Origin of the sequence: Lacimonas salitolerans (genome assembly GCF_042677865.1) — a bacterium.
Classification (GTDB): domain Bacteria; phylum Pseudomonadota; class Alphaproteobacteria; order Rhodobacterales; family Rhodobacteraceae; genus Lutimaribacter; species Lutimaribacter salitolerans.
Genome location: NZ_JBHUDD010000059.1, coordinates 26,998 through 41,130, shown reverse-complemented (window position 1 = coordinate 41,130; position 14,133 = coordinate 26,998). Strand labels below are relative to the sequence as shown.

The following is a 14,133-nucleotide window of genomic DNA, read 5'->3' as shown; positions in this document are numbered from 1 at the left end:
GCGGGGCAAGTTAAGGTTCTTTTAGCGGTTTGAACGCCAGTTTGGCGGCGCACCTTCCGGGTGGCGCGGGGATGGCAAGGGCCAGTCCCGCAAACGTCAGAAGACGGTCGCCCCGAGCCCGCGTCGCGGGACGGGATACCCAAACGGGCGGAAACCGCCTTTCAGACCAAAGGAACACCTCATGTCGAGCATTCTGACCAACAACGGCGCCATGGTCACGCTGCAAACGCTCAAGTCGATCAACAAGAACCTTGCCACGACCCAGAACGAGATTTCGACTGGCAAAAGCGTGGCCACAGCCAAGGACAACGCCGCTGTCTGGGCCATTTCCAAGGTGATGGAATCGGACGTCAAGGGCTTCAAGGGCATTCAGGACAGCCTGAGCCTGGGCCAGTCCACCGTCGCGGTGGCCCGTCAGGCCGCGGAAACGGTCACCGACCTGCTGACCGAGATCAAGGGCAAGGTCGTTGCCTCGCAGGAAGAAAACGTGGATCGCGACAAGATCCAGACCGATATCGCGGCCCTGCGCAGCCAGATCGACGCGGTTACCAAGGCCGCGCAGTTCAACGGTCTGAACCTGCTGTCGAACACCGAAACCGCTGTGGCGGCACCCGGGTCGAACCAGATCAGCGTGCTGTCCTCGCTGGATCGCAGCGGCAGCGGCGTCGCATCGAGCGAAATCGATGTGACCAAGGCCGATCTTGGTGTCGGTGCTGCAACCGACGGCACGACAGCGGGCGGCACGGCAGCCACGGCCATTCCTTCCCTTGCTGCGGGTGGCACTTCGGCCTTCATGACCGTCGTACCGGCCAACGTGACCTATGGCACGACCTACAACATCGAAAGCATGGCCGGCACGGCGGTCGCCGCCGGGGATCAGGTCAGCTATGTGGTGCGTCAGGGTGACACTGCCGCCTCGGTCGCGTCGGAAATGGTCAACCGGCTGAACTTTGTCGCGGCGCGTGAAGGGGCCGATGTCACCTTTTCGATCAGCGATACCGATCCGGCCATCATCAACGTGACCAACAACACCGATGCCGCGATCACAGGCATCGCGGCCGGTGACGTCAACCGCACCACGGGCGGTACGGCTGGCGGGGGTCTGAACCTGCTGGAAGAGTTCGATGTGACATCGGCAGAAGGTGCCGCAGCGGCGCTGGCCGGCATCGAAGGCCTGATCCAGACCTCGATCGACGCTGGTGCGGCCTTTGGTTCGGTTCAGGGGCGGCTGGAAATCCAGCAGGATTTCATCAGCGGCCTGACCGACGCCCTGCGGTCGGGGATCGGCACCATGGTGGATGCCGATATGGAAGAAGCCTCGGCCCGGTTGCAGGCGCTGCAGGTGCAGCAGCAGCTTGGTATCCAGGCATTGTCGATCGCCAACCAGGCCCCGCAGAGCATCCTGTCGCTCTTCCGCTAAATCCGGAAGTGACCGGGGGCGTTTCACCGCGCCCCCGGCATCCGATCCCCAAAGCATCGCAACCCGGAAGGAACAGACGTGAACACCCAACGTCTGGCGCAGCGCGCCTATCAATCACAAGCCACCCCGATCCGCACCCCGCGCGGCGTGGAATACGAAGCGTTTGCCCGTATCACGCATCGCATGGCCGGAGCGGCCCGGCAAGGCACCCGCGGATTTGCCAAACTGGCCGAGGCGCTGCATGACAATCGCCGCCTGTGGGTCACGCTGGCCGCAGCCGTGGCCGACACCGACAATGCGCTGCCGGCTGACCTGCGCGCGCGCCTGTTCTACTTGGCCGAATTCACCGAAGCTCACAGCCGGAAGGTTCTGCGCGGCGCAGCGCCGGTCGCACCGCTGATCGAGGTGAATACCACCGTCATGCGCGGATTGCGCAAGGAAGGCACAGCGTGATGAGCGGACTTGTCCTGAAACTCAACCCCAAGGAACGCGTGCTGGTCAACGGGGCCGTGATCGAGAACGGCGACCGTCGCGCGCGGCTGGCGATCATGACACCGGATGCGCATATCCTGCGTCTGCGCGATGCGATCCATCCCGAAGAGGCCCGCACCCCCGTGCGCCGCGTCTGTTATGCCGCGCAGCTTGTCCTGTCCGGCGATATGGACCCGGATGATGCGCAGCAGCAATTGCTGCGCCGGATCGAGGAGCTGAGCCAGGTGCTGACCGACCCTGACAGCCGCGCGCAACTGGCCGCCGCGACCGAGGCGCTGATTGCCCGGCGGTACTACCATTGCCTCAAGGCGCTGCGCCGTCTGATCCCGCGCGAGGACCGCCTGCTGGCGGCATCCACACGATGAGCTTTCAGCCGGTCATCCCCGCAGGCGGTCTGGTCGGCTGGCGCTTCTTGCAGCGCACGATGGCGACGCAGACAGAAACCTTCAACCAGGGCGTCCAGATCGCCCGCGACACCGATTACTTTCTGGAAAAGATCGGCCAGATCGACAGTGCCGAGCAGTTGGTGAGCGACCGCCGGTTGCTGCGCGTAGCCCTTGGGGCCTATGGCCTGCAGGACGATATCGACAACCGGTTCTTCATCCGCAAGGTCCTGGAGGATGGCACGCTTGACCCAAAGGCACTGTCGAACAAGCTGGCCGATGATCGCTACAAGCGTCTGTCCAATGGGTTCGGATTCGGTGATTTCCCCGTTCCCAACACCAAGCTGAGCGACTTTGGCGCAAAGATCGTGGCGCAGTATCGCCAGCAGGCGTTCGAACTGGCGGTGGGCGATCAGGACAACGCCATGCGGCTGGCCCTGAATGCGGACCGTCAACTGCCGCAGATCGTGTCCGAACAGGGCAGCGACGCCACGAAATGGTTCCGCGTCATGGGCACCGGCCCCCTGCGCGAGGTGTTCGAAGTGGCGCTGGGCCTTCCCAAAAGCTTTGGTCAGCTTGATCTGGACAGGCAGCGGGAAGTCTTCAGCGACAAGGCGCGCGGCCAGTTGGGCGTCGAGAGTTTTGCCGATCTGGCCAGACCCGAGACGCGCGAGGCCTTGATCCAGCGCTATCTGCTGCGCGCGCAGGTGGCCGAAACCGCGGTGCCCAGTTCAGGCGCGCTTGCGCTGACCTTGCTCCAATCGATGCCGCGGCTGTTCTGATCCGGCCTAACCGGATCGGCCGGTCTGACTCCCGGCGCGGCGCAACAGCAGCCGCAGCCGTGCAAAGCTGTCGGTGATGCCCTGGCTTTCGGTTTCGGCCAGGAAAGCGTCAAGCTCGGGCCAGATACCGATGGCACGATCCAGAAGCGGATCACTGCCTGCCGCATAAAGACCCGCGCGAATCATCATCTCGTTCTCGTCATGGGCCCCCAGCAGGCGGCGCGCCTCGGAGATGGCGGCATTTTCGGCCTCGTCCGCGGCCTCGGGCAGGCTGCGCGAAACCGAGCGCGGCAGATCGATGGCCGGAAACCGCCCGCGTTCCGCGATCTTTCGATCCAGCACCACATGCCCGTCCAGCACCCCGCGCAGGATGTCGGCCACGGGTTCCTCCATATCCGAGCCCGCGACCAGAACGGTGAACAGCGCGGTGATATCGCCCATGCCCTGCGTGCCCGGCCCGGCGCGTTCCGCCAGCGCCATGATGGTGTGCGCGGTCGAGGCAGGATAGCCGCGCAGGGCCGCCGCCTCGCCCGCGGCAACGGCGATCTCGCGATGCGCCTCGGCAAAGCGGGTGATCGAATCGGCCAGCAGCAGCACCTGACGCCCGGCATCGCGGAAATGCTCTGCCACGCACATCGCCGTCCAGGCGCAGCGGCGGCGCAGCAACGGCGACTGATCCGAGGTGGCGGTCACGATCACCGCCCGCGCCATGCCGTCAGGCCCCAGCACGCGATGCACGAATTCGCCCAGCTCGCGCCCACGCTCGCCGATCAGGGCGATGACCACCACATCGGCCTGCACATGCTGCGCCAGATGCCCCAGCAGCCGCGTCTTGCCCACCCCGGACCCGGCAAACAGGCCCATCCGCTGCCCCTGCACCAGTGGCAAGAGCGTGTTGAAAACCCGCATCCCTGTGCCCAGACGCGGACCAAGCCCGCGACGCTGTGCGGCGGGGGGCGGCGGGGCCAGCAGATCGCGGGGCGTATCACCTGCGGGCAGCGGCCGCCCGTCCAGCGGCCGGCCCATCGGATCGATCAGCCGCCCGATCCAGCCGTCGCAGGGTGCGATCCGCGCCGCCCCGGCCAGCACGACCCGGTCACCCAGGGACACACCCGCCAGCCCATCCTCGGGCAGCATCGTCAAATGCCCTTCGGCCAGTTGCACGACCTCCCCTTCAAGCGGGGGCGCGTCGCGCCGCACAAGGCGCAACCGGTCGCCAAGGCGGGCCAGCGCGCCCAGACCCTGAACGCGGACAAGCCCACCGGAAACCCCTGTCACGCGCCCGACATCGCGCACGCAGGACAGCGATTGCAGGTCGGACAACAGGGGGGATAGCTGGGTCTGGGGCATCGCACTCTCCGATAATCTGTTGAAAACCGTTTCTAAAGGAATCGGGGTTAAACATCGGTGTAGTTACCGAGGGAGAAGCCCGGATGTTCGCGAATTTGCAGATTTTCCGCCTGTCACACGCCATGGCCACCCATGCCGGTGCACGTCAGGCCACGATCGCCCAGAATATCGCCCATGCCGATACGCCCGGCTACAAGGCGCGCGACCTGCGCGCCTTTGCAGACATGGTGGCACCCGATCGCGTCGATCTGCGCGCCACCCGGGGGCAGCACCTGAACGGCAGTGTGCAGGGGCAGATATCGCTGGCCGCCATGGAGCGCAGCGGCAATGACACCAACCCGAATGGCAACGCCGTCACACTGGAGCACGAGATGCTGCATGCGGTCGATGCCAAGCGCCAGCATGACCGCGCGCTGGCGATCTACAAAAGCGCGCTGACCATCCTGCGCAGCACGGTCGGCCGCCGGTAAGGAGCACATGATATGAGCGATTTTTCAAAATCCCTGTCGGTATCGGCAAGCGGTCTGACCGCACAGGCGCAGCGCCTGCGCCACGTGTCGGAGAACATCGCCAATGCCGACACCCCCGGATACCGCCGCAAGGCGATCCCGTTCGAGGCCGAGATGCAGCGCGACGGTGTAAGCTCGGTCAGCACCGGCCGCGTAAAGCTGGACCGCAGCGAGCTTGACAGGATCTACGACCCCTCGCACCCGATGGCGGATGAAACCGGGCATTTTCTTGGTTCCAACGTCGATCTGGTGATCGAGATCGCGGACGCGCGAGAAGCGCAACGCAGCTACGAGGCGAATCTGAAAATGTTCGACCAGACCAGGCAGATGTCCACCGCCCTGATGGACCTGCTGCGCCGGTAAAGCCGGCTAACCCCAAAGGAGACCCCAGATGCAGACCATTGCCGCCCTAGCCGGGCAGAACTATGCCGCCGCGCGTCCCGCCACCGAACCGCAACCCGGCACAGGCGCGGGCGAGACCGCGTTGAACTTGGCGCGCGATTTCACCGCGACGCTGCAACAGACCGAGGCGACGGCCCAGGCCGCGATGACCGGCGAGGCCGATCCGCACGCGCTGGTGCAGGCCCTGACTCAGACCGAACTGGCCGTCGATGCCGCCGTGGCGGTGCGTGACAAGGTGGTCGAGGCCTATCAGGAAATCCTGCGGATGCCGGTCTGAGACATGGATCAGGGCGTCTTTTACGACACGGTGCGACAGGGGCTATGGGTGGCTGTGATCATCTCGGTGCCGATCCTGTCCGTGGCGCTGGTGGCGGGGCTGGTCGTGGGACTGTTTCAGGCGCTGACCTCGATCCAGGAAATGACCCTGACATTCGTGCCGAAACTGGCGGCCATCGTGATCGTCTACTGGATCTCGATGGGCTTCATGACCCAGACGCTGGTCAGTTTCTTTCAAGATACGCTTGTGCCGCTGATGATCAGCGGCTGACCCGAAAAAGAGCAGGATATGGACAATACAGGCTATACCACGCTGACCCGGCAGACCGGGCTGATGCGCGAAATGCGGGTGGTGGCGAACAATATCGCCAACATGGCCACCACCGGTTTCCGGCAAGAGGGGCTGATCTTTGCCGAGCATGTAAAACGCGTGACGGACGGGCCGTCGCTGTCGATGGCCACGGCGAATGTGCGCAATACCTCGCTGATGCAGGGCGCGCTGACCCAGACCAACGGGCGCTTTGATCTGGCAATCGAGGGCGAGGGATTCTTCCTGATCGAAACGCCTCGGGGCGAGCGGCTGACCCGCGCGGGCAGTTTCACCCCAAATGCCGAGGGCGATCTTGTCACCCCTGACGGGTTTCGTGTGCTGGATGCGGGGGGCGCACCGATTTTCGTGCCGCCCGATGCCGGGGCATTGGGCATTTCCGCCGATGGCACGATCAGCAGCGATGGCCAGCCACTGGGCCAGATCGGCCTGTTTCGTCCCGCCGACCCCAACAGCCTGATCCGCGAGGATGGTGTCATGTTCCGGTCCGAGGACGGGATCGAACCGGTCGAAGAGGCGCGCATCCTGCAAGGCTTTCTGGAAGGATCGAACGTCGATCCGCTGGGCCAGATCGCCCGCATGATCGAGGTGCAGCGCGCCTATGAGCTGGGTCAGAAATTCCTGGAAACCGAGGACGAGCGCATCCGCTCGGCCGTCAAGACATTCATCCGTTAACCGCAGGAGGCCGCAATGCGCGCTTTGAAGATCGCAGCCACGGGCATGTCCGCCCAACAGATGCGGGTTGAAACGATTTCCAACAACCTCGCCAATATGTCGACCACCGGCTACAACGCGCGCCGGGCCGAGTTTTCCGACCTGCATTATCAGCAGGCCGCGCGCGCAGGCACCGTGAATGCCGCCGATGGCACGGTGCTGCCCACCGGCGTGCAACTGGGGCTGGGCGTGCGCCCATCGTCGGTGTCGGTCAACCTGGCGCAGGGCGCGCTGAGCCAGACGGGCGGCGACCTGGATGTTGCCATCGACGGGCTGGGGTATCTTGAGGTCACGCTGCCCGGCGGGCAGGCCGGATACACCCGCGATGGCGGGCTGAAACGCACTGGCGACGGGCTGATCGTGACATCGGACGGCTTTCCCGTGCAGCCCGAAATCGTGATCCCCGCCGATGCGCGCTCGGTCTCGATCAATGCCGATGGCGAGGTCTATGCCTATTTCAATCTTGCCGCCGAGGCGCAGCTTCTGGGGCAGTTCAACCTTGTCGGGTTCACGAATCCCAAGGGGCTGGAGGCGATCGGGTCGAACCTGTTCACCGAGACCGAGGCGTCGGGGCCTGCGCTGGTCGCGGCGCCGGGTCAGGACGGGCTGGGCACGCTGCGGCAGGGTTATCTTGAGGACAGCTCGGTCGATCCGGTGCGCGAGATCACCGAGTTGATCGAGGCACAGCGGGGATACGAGCTGAATTCCAAGGTCATATCCGCCGCCGACCAGATGCTGGGTGCCACGGTGCAGGTGCGGTGATGCGCTGGGTCTGGCTGATCCCCTTGCTGGCCGCAGCGCCCGCGCAGGCCGACATGCTGGTGGCCGCGCGCACCTTGCGGGCGCAGACCATCGTGACGGGTGCCGATCTGATCCTGCGCGACGGGCCCGACACCGGCCTGTCGGATCCCGCGCAAGTGATCGGGCAGGAAACCCGCGTGACGGTTTATGCGGGCCGCCCCCTGCGCCCCGGCGACATCGGCCCGCCCGCGGTCGTCGAGCGCAACCAGATCGTCCCGCTGGTGTACGATTCCACCATTCTACGCATCGAGACCGAGGCACGGGCGCTGGCCCGCGCCGGTGCTGGTGAATTGATCCGCGTGCTGAACCTGAGCTCGCGCAACCCGGTGACCGGAAGGGTGCAACCCGATGGTTCTGTCCTTGTGGAAGGTATGAAATGACGCCGAGAACCCTGCCCGCCCTTGCCGCTCTTGCGCTGATCGCCGCCTGCGGACGGGGCGATCACCTGGGCAAGGCCCCAAGTTTCACGCCCATCCAGGACACCGCCGATCATCAGGCGATGTTCAGCCCCGGCCTGCCGCTGAGGCAAGAGATGCTGCGCCCGGTCGATCAGGCCTCGCTCTGGCGGGCGGGTCGGCAATCGCTGCTGGGCGACCGCCGCGCCATGCAACGCGGCGACATCCTGACCGTGGTGATCGAGATCGACGACAAGGCCGAGATCTCGAACAACACCCAGCGGGCGCGTGACGGATCGGAAAGCCTGGGCCTGCCCAGCCTGTTCGGCATCCCGCAACGGATCGACGACAAATTGCCCGACGGCGCGTCGATGGCCGATGCGGTGTCGATCTCGTCCACCTCGTCCAGTTCCGGCAGTGGATCGGTCCGGCGCAACGAAAAGCTGACGCTGCGTGTCGCGGCCACCGTCACCGAGGTGCTGCCGAACGGGGTCCTGGCGGTTTCCGGCAGTCAGGAAGTGCGCGTCAACGCCGAGATGCGCGAATTGCTGGTCACCGGCTACATCCGCCCCGAGGACATCTCGCGCCAGAACGAGGTGACCTATGACAAGATCGCCTCGGCGCGCGTGTCCTATGGCGGGCGCGGACAGATTTCCGACATGCAGCAACCCCGCTATGGCCAACAGGTGCTGGACGCCGTGTTGCCGTTCTGAACAGGAGGCCGATCATGGGCAAAATCCTTCCTATCCTGCTGGTGCTTGTCGGTGTCGGCGGCGGTGTCGGCGCGGGGCTGGCCTTGCGCCCGGACACGTCCGAGCAGGCCTCGCTGCCTGATTGCAAACCCGTTGAAACCGCACAGATCACCCCGGGTAGCACGCCGGTGCAGCCGGAATACGTCAAGCTGAACAACCAGTTTGTCGTGCCCGTGGTCGACCGCGAACGGGTCGCATCCATGGTGGTCTTGTCGCTCAGCCTCGAAGCCAGGGCAGGGTCCAGTGACGCGGTGTTCGCCCGCGAGCCGAAACTGCGCGACGTTTTCCTGCAGGTGCTGTTTGATCACGCCAACGTCGGGGGGTTTCGGGGCGCTTTCACGACATCCGGCAACATGGATTCGCTGCGCCAGGCCCTGCTGGATGCGGCGCAGGGCGTGATGGGGGGGGACGTGACGAATGTGCTGATCACCGACATCGCGCGGCAAGACGTCTGATCACACCGTCAGCCCTGCTGCTTTGCGGCCCGCCGCGCACGCTCTGCCTGCGCGGCTCTTTCATGCAGTTTCTGCGCCACCTGGTCGCGTCCGAAGGCCAGTCGCAACCGCTGTTCGACCGGTTCGCGCCGAGCACGCAGGCGCGCCATCTCGATGCTCAGCTCGCGCTGGCGCGCATCCAGCCAGCCCTGCCACAAGATGTCGGCCCCAAGGCTTTGGCGCACCGGATCGGCGTGATCCGCCTGTGCCGAGGCGCGGCGATTGTCGCGCAATGCCATCATTGCCTCTTGCAGCTTGTGTTCTTCGGCGCGCAAAGCCTGCAACTCGGCTTGTCGCTGGCGGTAGACCATGCCGGTCAACCGCGCCAGATCCGCGTAACGGTCGGTCATCTGCGTCGCACCTTTTGCTTGAGCACATCAGCAAAACGGATCGCAGCCGCCACGGCACGATAGTGGTCCGGGGTGATTTCCTGCCCAATCTCGACCGTTGCGAACAGCGCGCGCGCGGTGGGCGGATCGGAATGAACGGGCACCCCATGCGTCAGTGCGATATCACGGATGGTTCTGGCAATCTCGTCCACGCCCTTGGCCACGCATTCGGGCGCGGTACCGGGCGCGCGGCTCCATTTCAGGGCGACGGCATAATGGGTGGGGTTGACGATGATCACATCCGCGCCTGGCACATCCTGCATCATCCGGCGCGAGGCGATCTCTTGCGCCTTCTGGCGGCGCGACTGCTTCATCTGCGGGTCGCCTTCGGTTTCCTTGTGCTCGTCGCGCATTTCCTTGTGTGACATGCGGTTCTTGCGCAGATGCTCGTGATGCTGGAACAGGTAGTCCACGCCGCCGATCATCAGCGCCACCAGCAAGGCGATCAGCAGGAACTCCATGCACAGCCGCGCCATGATCGCCATCGCCACGCCGGGATCCGCCTGCACAGTGGCAGACATCTCTTCCAGACGGGCATTCAGAAAGACGAATAGCACGGTGGAGTAGATCACCAGCTTGGCAAAGCTCTTGGCGAACTCGAACAGCCCGCTGCGGCCAAACTTGTTCTTGGCATTGGCGATCAAGGAAATGCGGTTCAGTTTCGGGGCCAGCTTGGTCGGGGCCACGATAAAGGCGCGCTGCGCAATCACCGTCAACAGCACCGCCGCCGTCGGGATCGCGAACCAGGGAGCGACCGCCCCGGCGACCGCGCCGATCAACCCGAGGGTCGGTGCACTGGCCGCGCCGTCGAAGAATATTGGGCTCCAGTTATCGGCGCGTGCAATCAGGCTTTGGAGCGCGGTGCCCAGACGGTCGACCCCGTGCAGGCCGGTCAAAAGGAACGCCAGCAACAGCCCGCCATAGGCTGCCGCGACCGACAGATCCTGCGACTTGGCAACCTCACCCTTCTTGCGGGCCTCATCCAGCTTGCGCTGCGACGGTTCGTGGGATTTCTCGGCATCGTCCTCCTGCGCGCTCATCACGGTGCCCCGTGCGGTGCGATCAGGAAGGCATCGATGGCGGCCAGCCAGACCTGCAGGATCAGCGGCGACAGCAACATGAGCAGGGCAAGCCCGCCAAAGGTGATGGCCGGCGCACCGACGAAGGCCACCATCAGTTGCGGCATCGCCCGGTTGATGGCACCGAGCGCCAGGTTGTACAGCACTGATACAATGACGAACGGCGCGGCCAACGAAAAGGCCAGCGCAAACATCTGCGAGACCAGGCCGATGCCCCAAGTTGACACGACAGCGGGATCGGGCAGGCGCGCGGGCGGAAAAAGATCATAGGACAGGATGACAAAGCTGACGGCCTTGACATGCAGGCCGGTCATCATCGCCAGCGCCAGCCCGGCAAGCACCAGGACATGTGCCATCGCGGGTTGCGGGTCGGACCCGGCCGAGGCAAACATCTGCGACAACGAGGTGGATTGCGCCGCGATTGACCCGGCGGCTGAAAGGCCCAGAACGAACAGCCGCAAGGACAGGCCAAGCAGCGTCCCCGCCAGCGTCTCTGTCAGAACCAGCGTCGCCAGTCGCGACAGATCGGGTGCACCGGAAAAAGGCGGAACCACAGCCGCCACAGGCACGGTAAAGGCAAGCGCCAGGCCCAGCTTTATCCGTACGGGGACGGATGTTTCGCCAAACCCGGGCAGCAAAGCAATCAGCGCACCCACCCGGAGGAACACCGCGAAGCCATGCCAGATCATAGCCTGTGTCAGACCGGACAAGGCCGCAGCCTGCTCGATCATGCCGCGACCGTGCCGACAAGCGCCGGCTGGGCATCGACGCCGATTTCCTCGAACGAGAGCACAGGCGTGCCGAGGCCCTTGGCCGCCAGAACCGTGCGCTGGAACCGACGGCGACGCGACGCGGTGACCAGTGCCGGATAAACCCCGCGTTCCGCGGCATCTGTCAGCTTCGCGGCCACGCCGTCGGTCAGCCTGGCAAAGATCTCGGGTGGCAGGGCGATATCCAGCGCGCCGCGGTCCCCTTCAACCTGATAGGATGCGAACGTATCCTCCCATTCGGGCGCAAGCTGGATCAGCGGAAGCGTGCCATCCGTCCGCTTTAGGCCGGAAACCAGCTGAAAGCCCAGCCGTTGGCGGACGTGTTCGCAGATCGCGTCGGGCGTGGTTAGACCCCCGGCGCGCGCTTCGCCAGTTGCCTCGAGAATCAGGGGCAGGTTGCGGATCGACACCTGCTCGTCCAGCAACAGGCGAGTGACGCGGTGGAGCAGGTCGATGGGCACGCGATCCGGTATCATCTCGTCCAGCATCTTGCGGTTCGCCTCGGATCGCGTCGCATCCGACAGGTTCACCATCTCGTCCAGAAGGCGCCGCAGGGCCTTGAGCGACAGGAGACGCGAAAAGTTGCGCTTGATCGTTTCCAGAAGATGCGTCGCCAGAACCTCGGCCGGGGTAACGATGGTCACGCCTTCCAGCGCCAGTTTCTCGCGCGCGCTTTGGGCAATCCAGCGCGCGGGCGCGCCATACACCGGCTCGGCAACGTCTTCTCCCGGGGGCATGGCGGCATTGCCCTCGGGCATCAACGCCAGCACCCTGTCCGGAAACAGCCGCGCGCGCACCTGCTCTACACCCTGAATCCTGATCACGTAGGTGCCCGGCGGCAAAGCCGCGTCATCGGTCAGCCTGATTTCCGGCAGGATCAGGCCAAAGGACTTGGCCACATGCAGGCGCATATTGGCGATGCGGACGTCCAGCCCGGTGCCGGCGTCCAGCACCATGTTCACAAGATCGGGCGCAAATTCCACGTGGATATCATCAAGATCCAGCACATCGCCCAGCGGCTGCGGGGCAGGCACCTCGTCCTTTTGGACATCCAGCATGGTCTGTCCCTCGCGGGTCTTGCGGCGAAGGACCAGAGCCGCCGCCGAGCCCAGCACCACCCCACCCAGAACGAAGGGGACGAAAGGCAACCCGGGCACCAGACCGAACAGAACCATCATCACGGCAACTGTGGCCAAGGCGGCCGGGTACCGGCCCAGTTGTGCTGTCAGCGCGGTGTCAGTTGCCCCGATGGTGCCGCCGCGCGCCAGCAAAAGTGCGGCCGCAATCGAGATGATGACTGCTGGGATCTGCGTGACCAACCCGTCGCCCACGGTCAGGATCGCATAGGTTTCAAACGCGGTTCCCAGTGGCAGATCATGCACGACAAGACCCATGACAAGGCCCATGATCAGGTTCAGCAAGGTGATCAGCAGCCCCGCCAACGCGTCACCCTTGACGAATTTGGAGGCACCGTCCAGCGACCCGAAGAACGTGGTTTCCTGCTGCTCACGTTCGCGGCGTGCGCGCGCCTCGGCGTGATCAATGGCACCCGCGGACAGATCGCTGTCGATGGCCAGTTGCTTGCCGGGCATGCCGTCCAGCGCGAACCGCGCACCCACCTCGGCCATGCGACCGGCACCCTTGGTGATCACCATGAAATTCACGATCAGCAGAACGCCAAAGACAACGAGCCCCAGAAAAAGGCTGCCGCCCATGACGAAATTGGCAAAGCCTTCGATCACGCCGCCTGCGGCACGCGTGCCCGTATGCCCCTCACCGATGATCAGCTTGGTGGACGATACATTCAGTGACAGGCGCAGCATAAGTGACGCGAGAAGGATGGTGGGGAATGCCGAGAAATCCAGCGGCTTTTCGACAAAAAGGGTCACCGTGAAGATCAGGATCGCCAGACCAAACGAAACCGCCAGCCCGATGTCCAGAACCCAGGCCGGCATTGGCAGGATCATCATCACGATCACCGCCAAAAGCGCCATGGCCAGCAGCATTGTCGGTTGAAAGACTGCCTGTATCGTCAGTCCGGTTTTCATCACCCACGCTCCTCTGATCCGAAATCGATGAAAGTGCGGACAGGCCCGGCACTTCCGGGCATCAGCGACCCGTTGCTCCCATGGGCCTGTCCCGACCTCAGCAATGGAAACCGGTTCTGGCGTACCGCCGTCTGTGCGAGGATCGCGGGCCTGTCAGGATCCGTCGCAAGATCAGCAAGGATTTCGGTGAACCGGGCCTCGTAGCGCTGCGCATGGGTTTCAGTGCGCGAATGGTATGCGCCTGCCGCCTTTGTCCAGTCGCCGGTTTCGGCATGGAGGTCCTGCAGGAAACGCGCCGCGTAAAGCGCGTTCGCCAAGGGATCGAACATCTCGTCGATCGAGCGAAAACCATCGCCGTGCCAACGATAATTGATCTGGAAACAACCCACATCGAAACTGCGCGCACCGCGCTTGAAGTGTCGAAAGACATAGGCCTTGGCTTCGTCGAGCGTATCGAACCAGACCCCCTGCCCTTCCATGTTGACCGTCCATGGCCAAGGCGCCAGCATCCCGCCACGGCTGCGCCCGGTCTCGGTCCGGGTGATGGCGCGCAGAACCGAAATCGGCACCCCAGTGTCCTGCGCAGCTGCCTGAGCAGCCCGGTCGCACAGACCTGAGGTGGTTTCGGCATGGGGCGCCGAGGCGGAGAAAAACAGGGTCAGGCCGAGGATCACGCGCAGAGTTCGACTTTGCGTCTTCGACTGATCGAACCGTGTTCTGCTGCTCATCCTGTCCTCCGCCGTGTTCTT

Annotated in this window: 19 protein-coding genes; 13 read left to right on the top strand and 6 right to left on the bottom strand. The window is 64.5% G+C overall.

All coding sequences use genetic code 11. The features are described 5' to 3' along the window. Nucleotides 1-181: 181 nt before the first annotated feature. The 4 genes from ACFTOW_RS11965 to ACFTOW_RS11950 all read left to right on the top strand — a co-directional run bounded on the left by ACFTOW_RS11965 (nucleotide 182) and on the right by ACFTOW_RS11950 (nucleotide 3,077). The gene (locus ACFTOW_RS11965) at nucleotides 182-1,420 is read left to right on the top strand and encodes a flagellin N-terminal helical domain-containing protein (RefSeq protein ID WP_379915971.1); all 1,239 of its coding nucleotides are present in this window, start codon (nucleotides 182-184) and stop codon (nucleotides 1,418-1,420) included. Between the two features lie 78 nt (nucleotides 1,421-1,498). After that, complete coding sequence (flaF, locus tag ACFTOW_RS11960) at nucleotides 1,499-1,873, top strand: flagellar biosynthesis regulator FlaF (RefSeq protein WP_379915969.1); 375 nt, start codon at nucleotides 1,499-1,501, stop codon at nucleotides 1,871-1,873. Beyond that, complete coding sequence (gene flbT, locus ACFTOW_RS11955; RefSeq protein WP_379915967.1) at nucleotides 1,873-2,277, top strand: flagellar biosynthesis repressor FlbT; 405 nt, start codon at nucleotides 1,873-1,875, stop codon at nucleotides 2,275-2,277. The genes flaF and flbT overlap by 1 nt, the downstream gene beginning before the upstream one ends. After that, nucleotides 2,274-3,077, top strand: a complete 804-nt coding sequence (locus ACFTOW_RS11950) for a DUF1217 domain-containing protein (RefSeq protein ID WP_379915965.1) — start codon at nucleotides 2,274-2,276, stop codon at nucleotides 3,075-3,077. The genes flbT and ACFTOW_RS11950 overlap by 4 nt, the downstream gene beginning before the upstream one ends. A gap of 6 nt (nucleotides 3,078-3,083) precedes the next feature. On the opposite strand, the gene ACFTOW_RS11945 is transcribed toward ACFTOW_RS11950, so the two are convergent. Continuing rightward, nucleotides 3,084-4,427, bottom strand: a complete 1,344-nt coding sequence (locus ACFTOW_RS11945) for a FliI/YscN family ATPase (RefSeq protein WP_379915963.1) — start codon at nucleotides 4,425-4,427, stop codon at nucleotides 3,084-3,086. A gap of 83 nt (nucleotides 4,428-4,510) precedes the next feature. On the opposite strand from ACFTOW_RS11945, the gene ACFTOW_RS11940 reads away from it, so the two are divergent. Genes ACFTOW_RS11940 through ACFTOW_RS11900 form a run of 9 tightly spaced genes read left to right on the top strand, consistent with a single transcriptional unit; the run spans nucleotide 4,511 to nucleotide 9,059 of the window. Then, a complete protein-coding gene (locus ACFTOW_RS11940; RefSeq protein ID WP_379915961.1) occupies nucleotides 4,511-4,897 on the top strand; it encodes a FlgB family protein in 387 nt (128 codons plus the stop codon). Between the two features lie 12 nt (nucleotides 4,898-4,909). Continuing rightward, a complete protein-coding gene (flgC, locus tag ACFTOW_RS11935) occupies nucleotides 4,910-5,299 on the top strand; it encodes a flagellar basal body rod protein FlgC (RefSeq protein ID WP_379915959.1) in 390 nt (129 codons plus the stop codon). Nucleotides 5,300-5,327: 28 nt separating this feature from the next. Beyond that, a complete protein-coding gene (gene fliE, locus ACFTOW_RS11930) occupies nucleotides 5,328-5,615 on the top strand; it encodes a flagellar hook-basal body complex protein FliE (protein WP_379915957.1) in 288 nt (95 codons plus the stop codon). 3 nt (nucleotides 5,616-5,618) lie between these two features. Further along, nucleotides 5,619-5,885 (top strand): flagellar biosynthetic protein FliQ, encoded by a 267-nt coding sequence (locus tag ACFTOW_RS11925; protein ID WP_379915955.1) that lies wholly within the window; start codon nucleotides 5,619-5,621, stop codon nucleotides 5,883-5,885. Nucleotides 5,886-5,903: 18 nt separating this feature from the next. Continuing rightward, nucleotides 5,904-6,617, top strand: a complete 714-nt coding sequence (locus tag ACFTOW_RS11920; RefSeq protein WP_379915953.1) for a flagellar hook-basal body complex protein — start codon at nucleotides 5,904-5,906, stop codon at nucleotides 6,615-6,617. Nucleotides 6,618-6,632: 15 nt separating this feature from the next. Then, nucleotides 6,633-7,418, top strand: coding sequence for a flagellar basal-body rod protein FlgG (gene flgG / locus ACFTOW_RS11915; RefSeq protein WP_379915951.1), 786 nt, complete (start codon nucleotides 6,633-6,635; stop codon nucleotides 7,416-7,418). Beyond that, entirely contained in the window at nucleotides 7,418-7,837 is a 420-nt protein-coding gene (gene flgA, locus ACFTOW_RS11910; protein WP_379915949.1) for a flagellar basal body P-ring formation chaperone FlgA, read from the top strand. The genes flgG and flgA overlap by 1 nt, the downstream gene beginning before the upstream one ends. Beyond that, complete coding sequence (flgH, locus tag ACFTOW_RS11905; RefSeq protein ID WP_379915947.1) at nucleotides 7,834-8,565, top strand: flagellar basal body L-ring protein FlgH; 732 nt, start codon at nucleotides 7,834-7,836, stop codon at nucleotides 8,563-8,565. Before flgA ends, flgH begins: the two co-directional genes overlap by 4 nt. A gap of 14 nt (nucleotides 8,566-8,579) precedes the next feature. Continuing rightward, nucleotides 8,580-9,059 carry a flagellar basal body-associated FliL family protein gene (locus tag ACFTOW_RS11900; RefSeq protein ID WP_379915945.1) on the top strand — a complete coding sequence of 160 codons (480 nt, stop codon included), beginning with the start codon at nucleotides 8,580-8,582 and terminating at the stop codon, nucleotides 9,057-9,059. 8 nt (nucleotides 9,060-9,067) lie between these two features. Here ACFTOW_RS11900 and ACFTOW_RS11895 read toward each other — a convergent pair whose 3' ends face one another. The 5 genes from ACFTOW_RS11895 to ACFTOW_RS11875 are packed head-to-tail and all read right to left on the bottom strand — an operon-like array spanning nucleotide 9,068 to nucleotide 14,112. Next, nucleotides 9,068-9,448: a hypothetical protein gene (locus ACFTOW_RS11895; RefSeq protein ID WP_379915943.1), complete on the bottom strand. Its 381-nt coding sequence runs from the start codon at nucleotides 9,446-9,448 to the stop codon at nucleotides 9,068-9,070. Next, complete coding sequence (locus ACFTOW_RS11890) at nucleotides 9,445-10,527, bottom strand: EscU/YscU/HrcU family type III secretion system export apparatus switch protein (protein ID WP_379915941.1); 1,083 nt, start codon at nucleotides 10,525-10,527, stop codon at nucleotides 9,445-9,447. Before ACFTOW_RS11890 ends, ACFTOW_RS11895 begins: the two co-directional genes overlap by 4 nt. Then, nucleotides 10,527-11,297, bottom strand: coding sequence for a flagellar biosynthetic protein FliR (locus ACFTOW_RS11885; RefSeq protein WP_379915939.1), 771 nt, complete (start codon nucleotides 11,295-11,297; stop codon nucleotides 10,527-10,529). Before ACFTOW_RS11885 ends, ACFTOW_RS11890 begins: the two co-directional genes overlap by 1 nt. Beyond that, nucleotides 11,294-13,384: a flagellar biosynthesis protein FlhA gene (flhA, locus tag ACFTOW_RS11880; protein ID WP_379915937.1), complete on the bottom strand. Its 2,091-nt coding sequence runs from the start codon at nucleotides 13,382-13,384 to the stop codon at nucleotides 11,294-11,296. The genes ACFTOW_RS11885 and flhA overlap by 4 nt, the downstream gene beginning before the upstream one ends. Beyond that, entirely contained in the window at nucleotides 13,384-14,112 is a 729-nt protein-coding gene (locus ACFTOW_RS11875; protein WP_379915935.1) for a transglycosylase SLT domain-containing protein, read from the bottom strand. Before ACFTOW_RS11875 ends, flhA begins: the two co-directional genes overlap by 1 nt. Nucleotides 14,113-14,133 lie beyond the last annotated feature (21 nt).